The organism is Streptomyces sp. NRRL S-340 (assembly GCF_000720185.1).
Lineage (GTDB): Bacteria > Actinomycetota > Actinomycetes > Streptomycetales > Streptomycetaceae > Streptomyces.
In genome coordinates this window covers 137,711-153,576 of sequence record NZ_JOIY01000005.1, presented here as the reverse complement: position 1 = coordinate 153,576, position 15,866 = coordinate 137,711, and the positions used below count along the sequence as shown (strand labels likewise).

Below are 15,866 nucleotides of genomic sequence, written 5' to 3'. Positions count from 1 at the left end.
GGTCACTACTCGAACGTCTGCGCGGTCGGGCGGCGGCTCGCCGCGGTCGCCCGGCCCACGTCGGTCAGCGGCCGCAGCCGGTAGGTGTAGCGGTAGTCGCGGTCGGCGAGGAGCTTGTACTCGTCGTGGGTGTGCGCGCCCCAGCTGTTGTCGCCGCCCACGCCCATCTGACGGTGGTTCAGCCGCAGGACGACCTCCTCGCGCGGGGTGAGCTGGTAGTCGTGGCGCGCGCCCAGCGACAGGTCCTCCGGGGTGAAGTGCGAGGCGTTGAACTCCAGCAGCGGCTCACCGCAGGCGAGCAGGCCGTGCCCGTCGCCGTCGGTGAGCGCGACCCAGCGGACGTCGGTCTTGTTGCCGTTCTCCTGCGGCCGGATGTAGGGGGTCCACTGACCGGAGACGGTCCCGGAGTACAGGCCGACGTCGGTTCCGTCGTTGCGGTCCCAGTGGTTCTCCTCGGGTCCCCGCCCGTAGTAGTGCAGGTGCTCCAGGCGGGCGGGCAGGAGCAGCAGCGTGCCGATCTCGGGGATGTAGGGCAGGCTCGCCGCGCCCGGGTGCAGCGTGTTGTCCACCTTGATCTCGGCGTTGCCGAACACCGTGTACGTGGTGGTGTACGCCGACTCGACGGTGGTGGGCAGGGTGCCGGTGACCTCGATCTCGACGGCCCGGTCGCCCAGGGCCCGTACGCTGACGCCCGTCACCGTGCGGCGGGCACCGGCGTCCCGCCAGGTCTGGTTGCGGGTGTGCTGGCCGTTGCCCCGGTCGTTGTCGGTGGGGGCCCGCCAGAAGTTCGGCGCCGGGCCGGAGGTGATCAGACCGCGGCCCGCCGCCTCGTACGACGTGATGACTCCGCTGCGCTTGTCGACGACGACGGAGAAGTCCCGGCCGGTGACGGTGACGGACCCGGCGCCGTCCTGGTGGCGCAGGGGCGGGACGCTGCGCAGCGGTACCGGGGTGACGGCGGGTCCGCCCGCGTCGAGCGGGAGCTGTGCCCGGGCCACCTCGAAGCCGGCCTCGGCCCAGGGGGTGGACTCCTTGGTGGTGAAGGAGAGTTCGAGGAAGTACTCGGTGCCCGGTGCCGGGTGGGCGGGCAGCCGGAGGGGCACGGTGATGTCCTTGCGGGACAGCGGTGCCACGTCCAGCTGGTCGCGGGTGAGCCTGCCCCGGCGTACGACCTCGCCGTCCGCCACCAGGGCCCAGTGTCCGTCGAATTCCCGCAGGCTGGTGAAGAGGTACTCGTTGGTGAGGGTGACCGCCCCCGAGGCCGACACCGCTTCCCCCGTGGCCGGTGCCGCGCCGATCGCCTGGAGGACGCGCTTGATCTCGGCGGCCTTCCCGGTGTGACCGCGGTCGGCGGTGACGATGCCGTCCGCCTGGAAGTTGCCGTCGTTGGGGTTGTCGCCCCAGTCGCCGCCGTAGGCGAAGAACGTCCGCTCGTGCGGCCGCTTGCGCGCGACGGCCGCGGTGGCGGCGTCGAACCACAGCCGTACGCCGTCGTCGCCCGGGCCGCGGTCGTCCGAGGCGAGTTCGGCGGCGCTCAGCGCACGGGCGTAGACACGTGCCCGGCGGATGGTGCCGCTGAACTCCCGCGTCGGGTTGTCGGCGTCACCGCCGAGGGCGAGCGGCGCCGTGTTGCTGCCGGGCCGCACCGTCGTGGTCCGGGTGGCCCTGGCCACGCCGTCGACGTACAGGGTGAGGGTGCCCGCCCCGGCGTCGAAGACACCCGCGACGTGGTGCTCGGTGCCCGTCCAGTCCTCGGGCAGTGCCCAGCCGGCGGTGACCCACTGCCCGGCGGCATGGATGAAGAACTCCAGGTCGCCGTCGGTCTGCTTCAGGGCGTACTGGGTGTCGCCCTTGGCCACGACCGGCTGGTGGTAGCCGGTCACGCGCGGGGTGATCCACGCCTCCAGGGTGAGGGATCCCGTCAGGTCGAGGCTGTCGTCGCGGGGGAAGACGGTGGTGCCGGACACACCCGCGGCGCGCTCGAATCCGGCGCTGGGGTCGATCACTTCGCCGGTGAGCGAGCGGGGGCCGGTCTCGGTGAGCGAAATACGCGCGGGCGTGGGCCAGTTCAGCGCCTGGTCGACGAAGTCCCAGATCCAGCCGCCCTGCAGCACGTCATGACGGCGGACCAGGTCCCAGTACTTCTTGAAGTTGCCGTTCGAGTTCCCCATCGCGTGGCAGTACTCGATCATGACGTACGGCCGGGTGTCGCTCGTGTCCTTCGCGCGGGCCTCGACGCGGGCGGGACTCTCGTACATCGCCGAGCGGATGTCGCTGATCCCGGGGCGGTCGTCGCCCTCGTACTGGATGACCCGGGTGGTGTCGTAGGAGCGGATCCAGTCGTGCATGGCGACGAAGGTGCTGCCCCCGCCGGCCTCGTTGCCCAGCGACCAGACGACCACGCAGGCGTGGTTCTTGTCGCGGTGGACCATGTTCTGCGCGCGGGCCACGCAGGCCCGGGTCCAGTCGGCGTGGTCGCCCGGGTACCGGTCGCGGATGCCGTGCGTCTCCAGGTTGGTCTCCCCCACCAGGTACAGGCCGTACTCGTCGGCCAGCTCCAGCCACTGCGGGTTGTTGGGGTAGTGCGAGGTGCGGACGCTGTTCATGTTCATCCGCTTGATGATCCTGATGTCCTCGACCATGTCCGCGCGGGTGAGTGCCGTGCCGCGGGCGGGGTGCATCTCGTGCCGGTTGGTGCCGCGGAAGGACACGGGTTTGCCGTTGATCCGCATCAGCCCGTCCTTGAGGGCGAACTCGCGCAGGCCCACGCGGTGCGAGAGGGTCTCGATCACCTTCCCGGCCGGGTCGCGCAGGCGCAGCACGGCGGTGTAGAGCTCGGGATGCTCGGCCGACCAGAGCCGGGGCTCCGGGACCCCCTTGGCGGCCGTCACGGTCACGTCCTGGCCGGCGGGCACGGATCCGAGGTCCGCGGTCTGCTGCAGGGGCCGCGGCCAGACCGCGTGTCCGCGCCGGTCGTAGAGCTGCGTCTCGACGGTGTAGCGGCCGGTGCCCCCGCCGCCGTAGGCGCGCACGCTCGCCGTCACCGACAGGTCGGCGGCGGTGTAACCGTCGCGCAGGGGTGTCTCCAGCTTGAAGTCGCGCAGGTGCACCTTTGGTGTGGAGTAGAGGTAGACCGAGCGGAAGATCCCGCTCAGCCGGATCATGTCCTGGTCCTCCATCCAGTCACCGTCGGAGTAGCGGTACACCTCCACCGCGATCTGGTTGGTGCCGGGCTTCAGGTGCGGGGTGATGTCGTACTCGGCGGGGGTGTACGAGTCCTCGTGGTAACCCGCCAGCTTCCCGTTGACCCACACGTAGTGGGCGGACTTGACCCCCTCGAAGTGCAGGAACGTCCGCCGTCCCGCCCAGGTGCGCGGCAGGGTGAAGGTGCGCCGGTACTGGCCCACCGGGTTGTAGCGGGTGGGGGCGGCGGGCGGCTGCGGTTCCTCGCCCAGGCCGTTGGGCCCCCAGTAGGGGTAGGTGATGTTGACGTAGACCGGGCGGTCGTGGCCGTGCATCTGCCAGACGGACGGGACGGGGATGGTCTCCCAGGAGGAGTCGTCCAGGTCGGTGCGGTAGAAGGTGTCGTCGCGCGCGTCGGGACGGTCGGACCAGGAGAACCTCCATGTGCCGTCGAGGCTCAGCCGGTACGGGGAGCGGGTGCGGTCGGCCGCCAGCGCCTGGGCGGTGTCCGCGTACGGCATGAGCGTGGTGTGCGGCGGCTCGGTCCCCAGCTGGAAGACGTCGATGTGCCCGTTCCACTCCGTGCCCGTGGCCGCCGCGTCACCGATGCCGGCCGCGTACGCCGGTACCGGTCCCGGAACCGGGGACACGGCGAGCGCTCCGACGACGGCCGCTCCTGCCTCGAGCAGCCGGCGACGGCTGACGACCGGCCGGGCGGGACGATCCGTGGACGGCACGTGCGGGTGCTGCATGACCATGGCCTTCCTCGAGACGGACAGGGCGCCGCCGCGGAAGGCGGGACACCAGGAGCTGTCCGATGCTGTTGGTAAACCGAACACGAGCTTTCGCTGGTCGTCGGCTCGACGACAGGCACAGCGTCGGTATTTCGAACGGGAGTTGACGCCGGTGCAGTTCACTGCTGCTGGTGACAGAGGGGGCGGTGGAACCAGGCACACCCTAGGACCCGGACGCAACCGAGGCAATGATCCTGTCGGACTGTGTTCGTTCTTGAGGAGTGGCCGCGGGGACAACGGAGGTGACCCGCAGGCCGTCAACATCACGCAGCGGGAATTCACCCGCCCCGGTGAGCGGGAGGCCCGACGCCGGCTGGACTTCCGGCCTTTCGCGGAGGCGCACGCCGGCCGCCGCTGCGCCACCCCCGCCCCGGGCGTCACCCGAGGTGCGCCGGCACCCCCGGTCCGGGCACCGGCCACCCGGGAGCGGGCGCGGGCCACCCCGGCACCCCCGGGCGTTTCCCTGCCATGAACCGGTGAAACCGGCGGCGCCACATTGACCGAGACGCACGGGCCGCCGCTGTTCACCCCCGGGCCGGTGAGGTTTTCTTCCGGTGGCCACGCCACTCCCCGGAATGTCCGCCCGCGCGAAGAACGACCGAAGGACAGGGAACCACCACCATGCTCATCCGCAAGAATCTGGCCCTCCTGGCCGGCCCGGCGATGCTGGGCAGCAGCCTGCTCCTCCTCACGCCGGCGGGCGGTGCCGCCGCCTCGCCCCAGGCGGCCGGCACTCCCGCCACCGCGGCGACCGCCGCCCTCGCCCCGGACGGACACACCTCGGCCCGGCCCGCGGCCGGACTGGAGTGCGGGCGCAACTGGCCGCACCACCAGTACCGCAAGGGCGGCGTGACCGGGGCCTACACCGCCTTCCACCTGTGCTGGGACAACCGGTACAACGCCCGGATCGACTACTCCTCCTCCTACGTCAAGGACACCCGCACCGACCGGCACAAGGCCTACGTCTACGTGCACTACCAGAAGCTGATCGACGGCCACGCGTACTGGAGGTGGTCGGGACCCGAGGCCGGGGCGGGCCCCCAGCGCAACAAGGTGAAGCACTTCCAGTGGGGCAACTCGTCGGTGACCAACGTGAGGGTGGCGGTCTGCGCCGGCACCAGGGCGCCCTGGCAGTCCGGCCGCCACTGCAAGACGGTCTGAACCCGGCGAGGGCCCCGCGGCGCCCGGCCCTGGCCGGGCGGCCTCCGGCGGCGGGCGGTGCGGACTCCGGTCCGCGCCACCCGCCCACAGGTGCGCCGCACGGACACCGGACCGTCCGCCGGACACCTCCGGGCGTCCGCATGGCGAGACGGCATTGCCGCATACCGATACATGGTATTTACATGCATCTTATGCGCAGCTCAGAAACCCCGACCGCCGTCACCGGTACCGCCCCGAGCGCGGACGGTGGCGGCCCGGCGGACCGCGCGGCCCGCCGGGCCGTCACCGTCTTCCCGGTCCTCGTCATCGCCGCGGGCGTCGCCGGTCTCGTGTTCCCCGGCAGCTTCGCCGGATACGGCACCGACGTGCCCTACCTGCTCGGCGTGATCATGTTCTGCATGGGGCTCACCATGTCCCTGGAGGACTTCAAGGGCGTGACGCGCCGGCCGTGGGTGGTCCTGCTCGGCCTGGTCGCCCACTACGTGATCATGCCGGGGCTGGGCTGGCTCATCGCGCACGTGCTGCACCTCTCGCCCGCCCTCGCGGCAGGCGTCATCCTCGTGGGCTGCGCCCCCAGCGGCACGGCCTCCAACGTGGTCACCTACCTCGCCCGGGGCGACGTGGCCCTGTCGGTCTCGGTGGCCACCGTCTCGACCGTCCTCGCGCCCCTGCTGACCCCTCCGCTGACACTCCTGCTCGCCGGGCAGTACCTGCCCGTCGACGCCGGGTCGATGGTGACGGACATCCTCAAGACCGTCCTGCTGCCCGTCATCGGCGGGGTCGTCGTCCGCCTGGTCGCCGGGCGGTACATCGTCCGGGTGCTCGGCGCGATGCCGTGGCTGTCCTCGCTCGCCATCGCCGCGATCGTCGCCGTGGTCGTCGCGGGCAGCGCGGACACCCTGAAGTCCGCCGCCCTCACCGTCTTCCTCGCGGTCGTGCTCCACAACGGCTGCGGACTGGCCCTCGGTTACGGCTGCGGCTGGCTCACCCGGCTCGGCCGTCCCGCCAGCCGCGCGATGGCCTTCGAGGTCGGCATGCAGAACTCCGGTCTCGCCGCCTCGCTCGCCACCGCCCACTTCAGCCCGCTCGCCGCGCTGCCCGCCGCCGTCTTCTCGGTGTGGCACAACATCTCCGGCGCGCTCGTCGCCGCGTGGATGGCACGGCGCCCGGCCGGGGAGCCCCGGGAGGCGCGCGCCGCCGGCGTGTGACGCTGCCCGCGCCCCGCGCGCCGCCGGAACACCGCGTGACGGTGGCCGGATCCGGTCGTTGGACCGGCCGGACACCCGAACAGAGCAGCAGCCGGCGGCCTGGGCGCCCGCGCGAGCGGACGAGGGTCAAGGGACCGATCCGGCCGGCCGCGCCGCCGAGAGGACCTCCGTTGACGTCACGTGAACCCTCCCCCCTGGCCAGGCCCCGCCGCCGGTCCCGGATGCTCGGCCTGGCCGTCCAGGCGGCCGCCTGTCTGCTCGCCTGCTCGGTCACCGCACCGGCCCAGGCGGCCGGCGCGGCGGCCGGCCACCGGCTGCAGAACTGCGGCTGGAACGAGGCGGCCCAGGGCGAGCACGCCTACTACGAGCACTGCGCCACCGACACCGACGTGTGGATCCAGGTCACGCGCCTGTTCCGGGGGAAGTACCACCGGTGCGTCGGTCCCGGCCGCACCAACCTGGACGCCGACGCGACGGGCGCCTGGTACGACAGCACCTACCGGGGCGGGCTGTGCTCCCACCCCGGCGACACCGGCCCCTGACCCGCCACCACGCCCGCCGCGCCTCATGCGTGCGGCGGGCGGCGGTCGGCGGTTGCAGAAGCCCGGCGCCTCGCCCCGGAAGGCTCCCGTCCCCGCCGCCGTTCTTCCCTTCCCTTCAGGAATCGGCCAGCAGGGAGTCGTAGGCACGCGAGCGCCTGCGGCCCGCCATGAAGGACAGGAAGTCCTGCACGAACGCGCCGCGCGAGTACGCCGCCCCGCCGTCGGGCATCTCGCGCCGGAAGGCGGTGCGGAACAGCGCCCGGTACTCGTCCGCGTCGATGCGCTGGTCGCCGTCGGTGTCGGTGGCGTCGAAGAGCACCTCGGCGACCCTGATGAGCGCGGGCCCGGCGAGGGCGGGCACGGCGGCGGCGTACTCCTGCCTGCTGACCCGCCCGTCGCCGTCGGTGTCGAGGGCGGACTGCAGTTCCCGCCACCAGGCGGCGCAGGCGTCGTAGAGCCTGGTCTCCTGCGGTTCGTCCAGGTCCAGGCGGCCGGCCAGCTCGCGGGCCATGGCGGCGAGGTCGGGCCAGTCGAGGTAGCCGTCGCCCGTCTGGTCGAGTACGGCGTCGAAGAACTCCTCGGCACCGCGCGGCGGGCCGGCGGGCGCTGGCGGCCCGGGCTGCGCGGGGACCGGCGTGATCAGTCTGATCAGGGCTCCGGCCCGCCTGACCCCGTCGCGCACCGCCGCGACCGTCCGGGCCCGGGGGTCGTCGCTGTCCGGGGTCAGGGCGAGCAGTTCCGCCAGCCCGTCCGCCCGGCGCCAGCCCTCGGGAAGGAAGCGTGCCAGGCCGACGGCCAGGTAGGCGCCCTGGGTGAGGGTCTGGGCGCCCGGGATCTCGGGCAGGCCCGCCCGGCGGCGGAACGCCTCCGGCAGCGAGGCCACGGTGATGGTGCCGATGACCGGCCCGGCGAGAGCCCGGCCGGCCGCCCAGACGGTGGGCAGACCGTCCAGGAGCGGCGGTGCGGGCAGGTGGTCGAAGAGCTTGTACAGGATGATGCGCAGCGCCTCGGTGTTCTCCAGCTCCTCCTCCACCACCCGGTCGTAGTACTGCCAGAACTCGTGCAGCGTGGGCGGCAGCCGGCCCTCCTCGTCGCCGAGGGCCGCGAGGAAGCCCCGGTACTCGGCGTACAGGCGCTCCATGGCGGTCTGCTCCAGCGGCTGGCCGCTGAGCCGGCACATGGTGACGGTGCTCTCGAACAGGGTCGCCACCACCCAGGCGCGCACCCCGGGGTCCATGGCGTCGTAGGGCCGGTCGCGGGCGTCGGTGCCGCTGAGCCGCGCGTGCATCCGGTTCAGCCGAGCCGCCTCCCTTTCCCGTGCCTGCTCGTCGGCGCCGAACATGCGCTGCAGGCTGCGGAAGGTGTTCCACAGCCGCCGCCAGGGGTGGGCGACGAAGACGGAGTTGTCGATGAGGGCCGCGCCGATCTGCGGGTGGGCCGCCTCGAGCACGGTCGCCCGGATCATGGTCAGGGCCCAGCGCGGGTCGTCGAAGAACTGCTGGAACTGCGATCCGGGACCGAAGAGCGGTGCCTCGTCGGAGTCCTGGCCCTGCCGCGCGGGGGCGTCCCGGCCGGCGGGGGGCCTGGGGCCGGGGGCGCTCGGCGGGCGGGGGGTGGCATCGGTCACGGTCGGGGTTCTCCGTTCGCGTTCGGGGTGATGCCGCCGAAGCGGCGGTCGCGCCCTCGGTAGCTGCGCAGGCATTCCAGGAAGTGCGTCGCGCGGAAGTCCGGCCAGAGCACCTGCGGGAAGATCCACTCGGCGTAGGCGACCTGCCAGAGCATGAAGTTGGAGATGCGCTGCTCGCCGGAGGTGCGGATGACGAGATCGACGTCGGGCGTGTCGGGGAAGGGCAGGTGCGCGGCGAACTCCCGCTCGTCCACGGCCTCGGGCGCCACCCCGCTGCGGATGAGCGACCGCGCCGCCTCGACGATGTCGCCGCGCCCGCCGTGGTCGAACGCCACGGTCAGCGTCATGCCCCGGTTGGCGCCGGTCAGTGTCGTCAGGTCGCCGAAGTCGCGGACCAGAAACGGCGGGATCCTGGAGTCGGTGACGCCGAGGAACCGGCAGCGGATCCCGCGCGCGAGCAGCAGCGGCGCGTGCTTGCGCACGACGTGCCGTACCAGGTGCATGAGGAAGTCGACCTCGGTGTCCGGGCGCCGCCAGTTCTCCGTGGAGAAGGCGTACAGGCTCAGCCACTCCACCCCGGCCGACCGGGCCGCCTCGATGACCTCGATCACCGTCGTCTCGGCCGCGCGGTGTCCCGACGTGCGGGGCAGCGACCTGCGCGCCGCCCACCGGCCGTTGCCGTCCATCACACAGGCGACGTGACGCGGCACGTCTCTCGTCGTCATGCACGCCCCCTCCCTCGCCCGGCTTCCCCCTGCCGGGGGCGCGGCCGGTCCGCCGCCCCCTGGTCCGACAGGCAGCAGGGTGGCCGACGGCCGTCACGGACACGCCGGTCTCCGCCCGGATTCACCCGTACGGGGGTGGCGACCCGCGTAGTGCGCGCCCGCGCGCACCTCCACACCTGGCGCCCCTCCTGCCAACCCCCCACCGCCCGGCGGTTGTTGCTTCACCGTACACACAGATGCATAATGCACTTATGCATGAACGGCTCATGGGCTCTTCCCTGGACCCGGACTCCTCCTCCCCGCAGGCCTCCGCCGAGGACCTGAACATCGCCCTGGAGCAGATGGTCCGGTACGTGCGCCGGAGCGCCACGGCGGGCGGCCTGAGCACCGCGGCCTCCTCCGCGCTCGGCCGGCTCGGCCGCGAGGGACCACAGCGGCTGACCGAACTGGCCCGCGCCGAGAACGTCTCCCAGCCCAACATGACCCAGCTCGTCACCCGCATGGAGCGCGCGGGCCTGGTCCGGCGCACCGCCGACCGCACCGACGGGCGAGGCGTCCTGGTGGAGGCCACCGACACCGGCCTGGAGGTGTTCAGGCAGCGGCGGGCCGAACGCGCCCGTGCCCTGGGGCGGCTCGTCGGGGAGCTGTCCGAGGCGGAGCGGCACGCCGTACGGATCGCCCTGCCCGCCCTGGCGCGGGCGATCGCCGAGAACCACCCGAACGCCGGAACAGAAACGAGCGGAGAGATACGGAAATGAGTGCGCCGCACGGAAAGACAGCCAGTCCCTTCCGGCAGCCGAAGGCCGTCTGGGCCGTGGCGTTCGCCTGCGTGATCTCGTTCATGGGGATCGGTCTGGTGGACCCGATCCTGCCCGCCCTGGCCGAGAGCCTGCACGCCTCCCCGAGCCAGGTCTCCCTGCTGTTCAGCAGCTATCTGATCGTCACCGCGGTGGCGATGCTGTTCGTCGGCTGGTTCTCCAGCCGCTTCGGCGCCAAGCGCACCCTGGTCATCGGCCTGGCCGTCATCGTCGTCTTCGCCGCGCTGGCCGGCTGCACCGGCTCCATCGACGGCATCGTCGGCTTCCGGGCCGGCTGGGGCCTGGGCAACGCGCTGTTCATCGCCACCTCGCTGGCCGTGATCGTCGCCTCCGCCAGCGGCGGCTTCGGCGGCGCGATCATCCTCTACGAGACCGCGCTCGGCCTCGGCATCGCCGTCGGCCCGCTGCTGGGCGGTGAGCTGGGCGCCGTCAGCTGGCGCGGCCCCTTCTTCGGCGTCGCGGTCCTCATGGCCGTCGCCCTGGTCGCGACGCTCGCCTTCGTGCCCTCACTGCCCAAGCCCGAGCGGCCCACCTCCCCCCTCGCCCCGCTCAAGGCGCTGCGCCACCGCGGTCTGCTGACCATGGGCGTCATGGCCCTGCTCTACAACTGGGGCTTCTTCACCATGCTCGGCTACGCGCCGTACCCGATGAAGCTGAGCGCCCATCAACTCGGGCTGGTCTTCACCGGGTGGGGACTGCTGGTGGCCGCCTTCAGCGTCTTCTTCGCCCCGCGCCTGCAGGCCCGCTTCGGCACCGCACCGGTCCTGTACGCCAACCTGCTCGGACTCGGCATCGTGATGGCCGTCATCGCCGCGGGTGTCAGCACGCCCACGACCGTCATCGTCGCCGTCATCGTCAGCGGCGCGTTCATCGGCATCAACAACACCCTCACCACCCAGGCCGTCATGCTCGTCTCCCCCGTCGAGCGTCCCGTGGCCTCCTCCGCCTACGGTTTCCTCCGCTTCATCGGCGGCGGGCTGGCCCCCTTCGTCGCGGGCAAGCTCGCGGACGCCACCGACCTCAGCGTCCCCTTCTACCTCGGCGCCGCCACCTTCCTGGTCGCCATCCCGGTCCTCGCCAGCGGGCACCGCCTGCTGCGCCAGGCCGAGTCGCAGACCGGCGGGAGCGAGCCGGTGGCGCCGACGCCCACCGCCGCGGGCGACCCCGCGGCCCCCACCCAGCCGGCCGCACACCCCGCGAACTGACCGCCGCCACCCCTGGCGGAACCGCGCGACAGCGTGGTCCGAGGCCCCGCCGGCGGGGCCTCGGACCGCTGCCCCCCACGTGCGGCATGGTCTGACACCCCGTCCCCGCCCCCGCGGGCCGCGGCGCCGCACGCACGCCGCGGCCCGCACGCCCGTACGAACATGCACGGTCGCCGGGGCACCCGGCACGTGCGGCCACCGTGCGTGAGCAGTTCCGCCAGAGCACCGGCGAAGCCGACGAGGCGGTCGCGCCGTGCGCCTTCGCGGGCGACGCGGAAACCGTGCCGACGGCCCCGGAACACGGCCCGTACGGCATGGAACCGGGCCCACCGCCGCACGCGTTCGCGGTCGAGTCCGGCCGCCTCGGCGAAGACGTCCAGGACGCGGTGGGCGGCCCTGCCGAGGTCGTCGGCCTCGATCAGAAAGAGCGCCCGGGACATGAGCAGTGTCCCGGCGTCGTAGGCGGGGTCGCCCGCGTATCCCTTGGGGTCGACGGCCAACCAGGGCTCCCGCTCGCCGGGCAGGATGTTCCTGGCGTGCAGGTCGCCGTGGACGAGTGTGCCGGGCTGCACCGCACCCACCTCGCGCACGGTCGCGACCGCCGCGTCCAGCGCCCTCGGCGCCAGGGCCCGCGCCCACCGCGCCGCGTCCGCGCGCAGTTCCTCCTCCCACCGGCCGGCGTGTCCGCGCAGACGCGGCAGACCCGGTGGGGCCGGGACGGCCAGCCGGCGGCTGAGCCGGCCCGCGACGCTCACCAGTTCGTCACCGTCCGCCTGTTCCGCCAGGGAGGACACACCGGCCCGCTCCAGCAGCATGGCGAAGCGCTCGTCGTCCCGCGCGTACAGCAGGACGGCACCGCGCCCGCCCCAGGCGGTGAAGGCGTCCGGTTCGTGGACGTTGCCGGGATGCGGAAACGACACCTTGAGCACGGCGGGCCGGCCGTCCGGCCGCCGCACCGGGAGGACCACCCCGACTCCGCCGTGCAGGACCGTGCCGTCCGGCTCGCAGTCCCAGCGCCTCAGCAACCCGTCCACGGTCGCGGGCAGTCCGGCGATCCAGGCCGCCCCGCGCTGACCCTCGCGCTCGACGGTGCCCCGCGCCAACGCCTCCGGAATCCGGATCATCCAGGCACCCTACCGGCCGCCCAAGATGCCGGAGACCGGCAACCGCCCTGCCGGCGAGGGCCGGTGGGCCGTACCGGCGCCGGCCGCTCCGCCACGCGGGGAGAGGCCGTTACGGCGGCCGGGTGGCACCTGCGCAGCGGGGGATGGCCGGCGCGGCGGCCGGGGAGGACCGTACGACGGCCACGGACAGCCGGTGCAGCGACCGGGGAAGGCCGGTGCAGCGGCCACGGACAGCCGGTACGGCGGGTCGGTCCGCACTCTGGTCAGCGGGACGGCCGTGCGCTATACCTTCTTCGCGTGCTTGATTGTGCTTGTTTCGATGCTCTAACAAGCATCTTCAAGCACCTTCAGCATCGTTTCCCGCTTCAGCCCACGTGTGCGAAGGGATCGACATGACCGCTCCACCCCGCAGACGCAAGGCCCACCGTTCCCCGGGAGCAGCCCTGGCGGCGGCTGCCGTGCTCGCGGTGCTCGCGACCACGGCAGGACCGGCGCTGCCGGCCCGGGCCGCGTCCGCGTCGACCGGGACGCCGACCGTCATCGGCGCGGTCACCGGCTTCTCCTCCTCCGGCGGCGCCTACACCTTCACGGCGGGCGCGGCGAAGGCCCGGGTCTCGTTCGTCTCCGCGGACACCTTCCGCATCGAGGTGGCCCCCGACGGCACGTTCACCGACCCCGTCGGCACCGACATCGTGCTGCCGCAGGGCAAGGCCCCGGCCACCCGCTGGCGCGACCGCGGCGACCGCTACGAGCTGTCCACGGACAAGGTGACCCTGCGCGCCTACAAGTCGCCGCTGCGGTTCGCCCTGTACCGCGCGGACGGCACCCGCCTGTGGGAGGAGACCCGGGGCATCAGCTGGGACGGCACCGCCACCACCCAGACGCTGGCGCGCGGCGCCGACGAACAGTTCTACGGCACCGGCGAGCAGAACGGCAGCGGCAACACCTCGCACCGCGGCAAGACCCTCAAGGTCGGCGTCGACTACAACTGGAACGAGGGCGGCCACCCCAACTCGGTGCCGTTCTACCTCTCCTCCGCGGGCTACGGCGTCTACCGCAACACCTACGCCCCCGGCACCTACGCCTTCACCGACCCGGTCAGCACCACCGAGCAGGAGAACCGTTTCGACGCCTACTACTTCGCGGGTGACAGCGCGAAGGACGTCATCGGCCAGTACACGAAGCTCACCGGGCGCCCGATGCTCCCGCCGGTCTACGGCCTGGAGATCGGTGACTCCGACTGCTACCTGCACAACGCCAACCGCGGCGAGCGCCACACCCTGGACGCGCTCAAGGTCGCCGACGGGTACGCCGAGAACGACATGCCGCTGGGCTGGATGCTCGTCAACGACGGCTACGGCTGCGGCTACGAGGACCTGGCCGAGACCGCCAAGGGCCTCAACTCCCGCAAGATGCAGATGGGTCTGTGGACCGAGGACGGCCTGGACAAGCTGGCCGACCAGGTCAAGGCCGGCCAGCGGGTGGCCAAGCTGGACGTGGCCTGGGTGGGCGACGGCTACAAGTTCGCCCTGGACGGCTGCAAGGCGGCGTACAAAGGCATCGAGGACAACAGCGACGCGCGCGGCTTCACCTGGGCTCCGGAGAGCTGGGCGGGAGCGCAGCGCTGCGGCGTGCAGTGGAGCGGGGACCAGTCGGGCAGCTGGGACTACATCCGCTGGCAGATACCGACGTACGCCGGTGCCACCATGTCCGGGCTCGCCTACACCTCCGGCGACGTGGACGGCATCTTCGGCGGCAGCGCCAAGACGTACACCCGCGACCTGCAGTGGAAGTCGTTCCTGCCGGCCGTGATGACCATGGACGGCTGGGCCGCCAAGGACAAGCAGCCGTACCGGTACGGGGAGCCGTACACCAGCATCAACCGCAAGTACCTCAAGCTCAAGGAATCGCTGCTGCCGTACATGTACACGTACGCGGCCGAGGCGAACCGCACCGGGGTCGGCGCCGTGCGTCCGCTGGCCCTCGAATACCCCGACGACCCGAAGGCGGCGGGCGACGCCGCCAAGTACGAGTTCCTGACCGGCGAGGACTTCCTGGTCGCGCCCGTCTACAGCGACACCTCGGTCCGTGACGGCATCTACCTGCCGAAGGGCGACTGGGTGGACTACTGGACGGGCCGGACCTACCACGGGCCGACCACGGTCGACGGCTACCAGGCACCCCTGGACACCCTGCCGCTGTTCGTGAAGGCGGGCGCCTCGATCCCGATGTGGCCGGGCGTCAACTCCTACCAGGACCGCACCGCGGACTCCCCGCTGGCCTGGGACGTCTACCCGCAGGGCCGCAGCACCTTCACCCTGTACGAGGACGACGGCGTGACCCGGCAGCACCGCGGCGGCAAGTACGGCCGGCAGCCGGTGACCGTGACCGCCCCGAGCAGCGGCTCCGGGGCGGTGCGCATCGAGGTCGGGGCCGAGAGCGGCGACTTCGCGGGCAAGCAGAAGAGCCGCCCGTACGCGTTCACCGTGCACACCGGTTCGGCCCCGCACCAGGTCCGCCTGGACGACCGCGGCCTGCCCCGCCTCACCTCGAAGGCCGCCTTCGACGCCGCCGGTGAGGGCTGGTGGTACGACCCGGCCGACCGGGCCGGCGTCGTCCACGTCAAGACGCGCTCCCTGAGCACCGCCCAGGGCTTCGCGATCGACCTGGACGGAGCGAGCGCGGTCGGCGGCAAGGTGCCCGGGGCCACCGGCACCGTCTCGGTCACCGCGCCGGAGGAGATCGGCGCCGGCGTGTCCGGCAAGGTCACGGTGGGCTTCACCGCGGGCCGTACCGGCAGTCCGGCGACCGAGCTGTCCCTGAGCGCACCGGACGGCTGGACCGTCTCGCCCGCCCGTAGCACCGGGCGAGTCGGGCCGGGCGGGCGGCTGAGCGCGGAGTTCGCCGTGACCGCCCCCGCGAACGCCGGTGCGGGCGAGGCGGTGCTGCGCGGCAGTGCCCGCTACCGGGCGGCCGGGGAGGAGCACGTCGCGACCGAGCGCACCGCGCTGCGCACCATGCCCGCCACGCCCAGGGGCGACAGCTGGGCCGGTGACCTGCCCTGGCTGAACTCCACCAACGGTTACGGGCCCGCCGAACGCAACCTCAGCAACGGGGAGTCGGCGGCCGGCGACGGCCACCCGCTCACCCTGAACGGCACGACGTACGCCAAGGGGATCGGGGTGCACGCCGACTCCGACATCGAGTTCTGGCTCGGCGGCCAGTGCTCGTCCCTCACCGCGACCGCGGGCATCGACGACGAGATCAACGGCTACGGCGGTGTGTCCTTCTCGGTCGTCGCCGACGGCAAGAAGGTCTGGTCCTCGCCCACGGTCAGCGGCAGGTCCGATCCGCTGCCGGTGGACGTGCCGCTGGCCGGGGCACGCCACGTGCACCTGGTGGTCACCGACACGGACGGCACGAAGTCCGGCGACCACGGCGACTGGGCCGACGCGAAGTTCCACTGCGCCGGCTGACCG

8 protein-coding genes and 2 pseudogenes are annotated in these 15,866 nt (G+C 72.7%); 6 read left to right on the top strand and 4 right to left on the bottom strand.

Annotated elements, in window-relative coordinates; genetic code table 11:
* Positions 1-5: 5 nt before the first annotated feature.
* Entirely contained in the window at positions 6-3,941 is a 3,936-nt protein-coding gene (locus tag IG64_RS05355; RefSeq protein WP_107474158.1) for a glycoside hydrolase family 2 TIM barrel-domain containing protein, read from the bottom strand.
* Positions 3,942-4,598: 657 nt separating this feature from the next.
* Here IG64_RS05355 and IG64_RS05350 point away from each other — a divergent pair.
* The 3 genes from IG64_RS05350 (at position 4,599) to IG64_RS05340 (ending at position 6,888) form a co-directional block, all read left to right on the top strand.
* Entirely contained in the window at positions 4,599-5,138 is a 540-nt protein-coding gene (locus IG64_RS05350; protein ID WP_037852467.1) for a hypothetical protein, read from the top strand.
* Between the two features lie 191 nt (positions 5,139-5,329).
* Positions 5,330-6,346, top strand: a complete 1,017-nt coding sequence (locus IG64_RS05345; RefSeq protein WP_037852465.1) for a bile acid:sodium symporter family protein — start codon at positions 5,330-5,332, stop codon at positions 6,344-6,346.
* A gap of 170 nt (positions 6,347-6,516) precedes the next feature.
* Positions 6,517-6,888: a DUF6355 family natural product biosynthesis protein gene (locus tag IG64_RS05340; protein ID WP_234438396.1), complete on the top strand. Its 372-nt coding sequence runs from the start codon at positions 6,517-6,519 to the stop codon at positions 6,886-6,888.
* A 115-nt stretch (positions 6,889-7,003) separates the two neighbouring features.
* Here IG64_RS05340 and IG64_RS05335 read toward each other — a convergent pair whose 3' ends face one another.
* Both IG64_RS05335 and uppS read right to left on the bottom strand, forming a co-directional pair.
* Positions 7,004-8,515, bottom strand: a complete 1,512-nt coding sequence (locus IG64_RS05335) for an oxygenase MpaB family protein (RefSeq protein WP_234438395.1) — start codon at positions 8,513-8,515, stop codon at positions 7,004-7,006.
* A complete protein-coding gene (gene uppS, locus IG64_RS05330) occupies positions 8,512-9,240 on the bottom strand; it encodes a polyprenyl diphosphate synthase (protein ID WP_037852464.1) in 729 nt (242 codons plus the stop codon). The genes IG64_RS05335 and uppS overlap by 4 nt, the downstream gene beginning before the upstream one ends.
* A gap of 251 nt (positions 9,241-9,491) precedes the next feature.
* Between uppS and IG64_RS05325 the strand changes: the two genes are divergently transcribed.
* On the top strand, positions 9,492-9,998 hold the full coding sequence (locus IG64_RS05325; RefSeq protein WP_051812375.1) for a MarR family winged helix-turn-helix transcriptional regulator: 507 nt from the start codon (positions 9,492-9,494) through the stop codon (positions 9,996-9,998).
* A pseudogene (locus IG64_RS05320) lies at positions 9,995-11,242 on the top strand (MFS transporter); the annotation flags it as partial. The gene IG64_RS05325 and the pseudogene IG64_RS05320, both read left to right, overlap by 4 nt.
* 212 nt (positions 11,243-11,454) lie before the next feature.
* On the opposite strand, the pseudogene IG64_RS05315 reads toward IG64_RS05320, so the two are convergent.
* Positions 11,455-12,387, bottom strand: a pseudogene (locus tag IG64_RS05315) (aminoglycoside phosphotransferase family protein); the annotation flags it as partial.
* Between the two features lie 392 nt (positions 12,388-12,779).
* Between IG64_RS05315 and IG64_RS05310 the strand changes: the two are divergent.
* Complete coding sequence (locus IG64_RS05310) at positions 12,780-15,863, top strand: NPCBM/NEW2 domain-containing protein (RefSeq protein WP_051812373.1); 3,084 nt, start codon at positions 12,780-12,782, stop codon at positions 15,861-15,863.
* Positions 15,864-15,866: the final 3 nt, after the last annotated feature.

Coding starts and splice junctions, on each gene's coding strand:
- IG64_RS05355 (WP_107474158.1), bottom strand. CDS start 3,941: ATGGTCATGCAGCACCCGCACGTGCCGTCCACGGATCGTCCCGCCCGG.
- IG64_RS05350 (WP_037852467.1), top strand. CDS start 4,599: ATGCTCATCCGCAAGAATCTGGCCCTCCTGGCCGGCCCGGCGATGCTG.
- IG64_RS05345 (WP_037852465.1), top strand. CDS start 5,330: ATGCGCAGCTCAGAAACCCCGACCGCCGTCACCGGTACCGCCCCGAGC.
- uppS (WP_037852464.1), bottom strand. CDS start 9,240: ATGACGACGAGAGACGTGCCGCGTCACGTCGCCTGTGTGATGGACGGC.
- IG64_RS05325 (WP_051812375.1), top strand. CDS start 9,492: ATGCATGAACGGCTCATGGGCTCTTCCCTGGACCCGGACTCCTCCTCC.
- IG64_RS05310 (WP_051812373.1), top strand. CDS start 12,780: ATGACCGCTCCACCCCGCAGACGCAAGGCCCACCGTTCCCCGGGAGCA.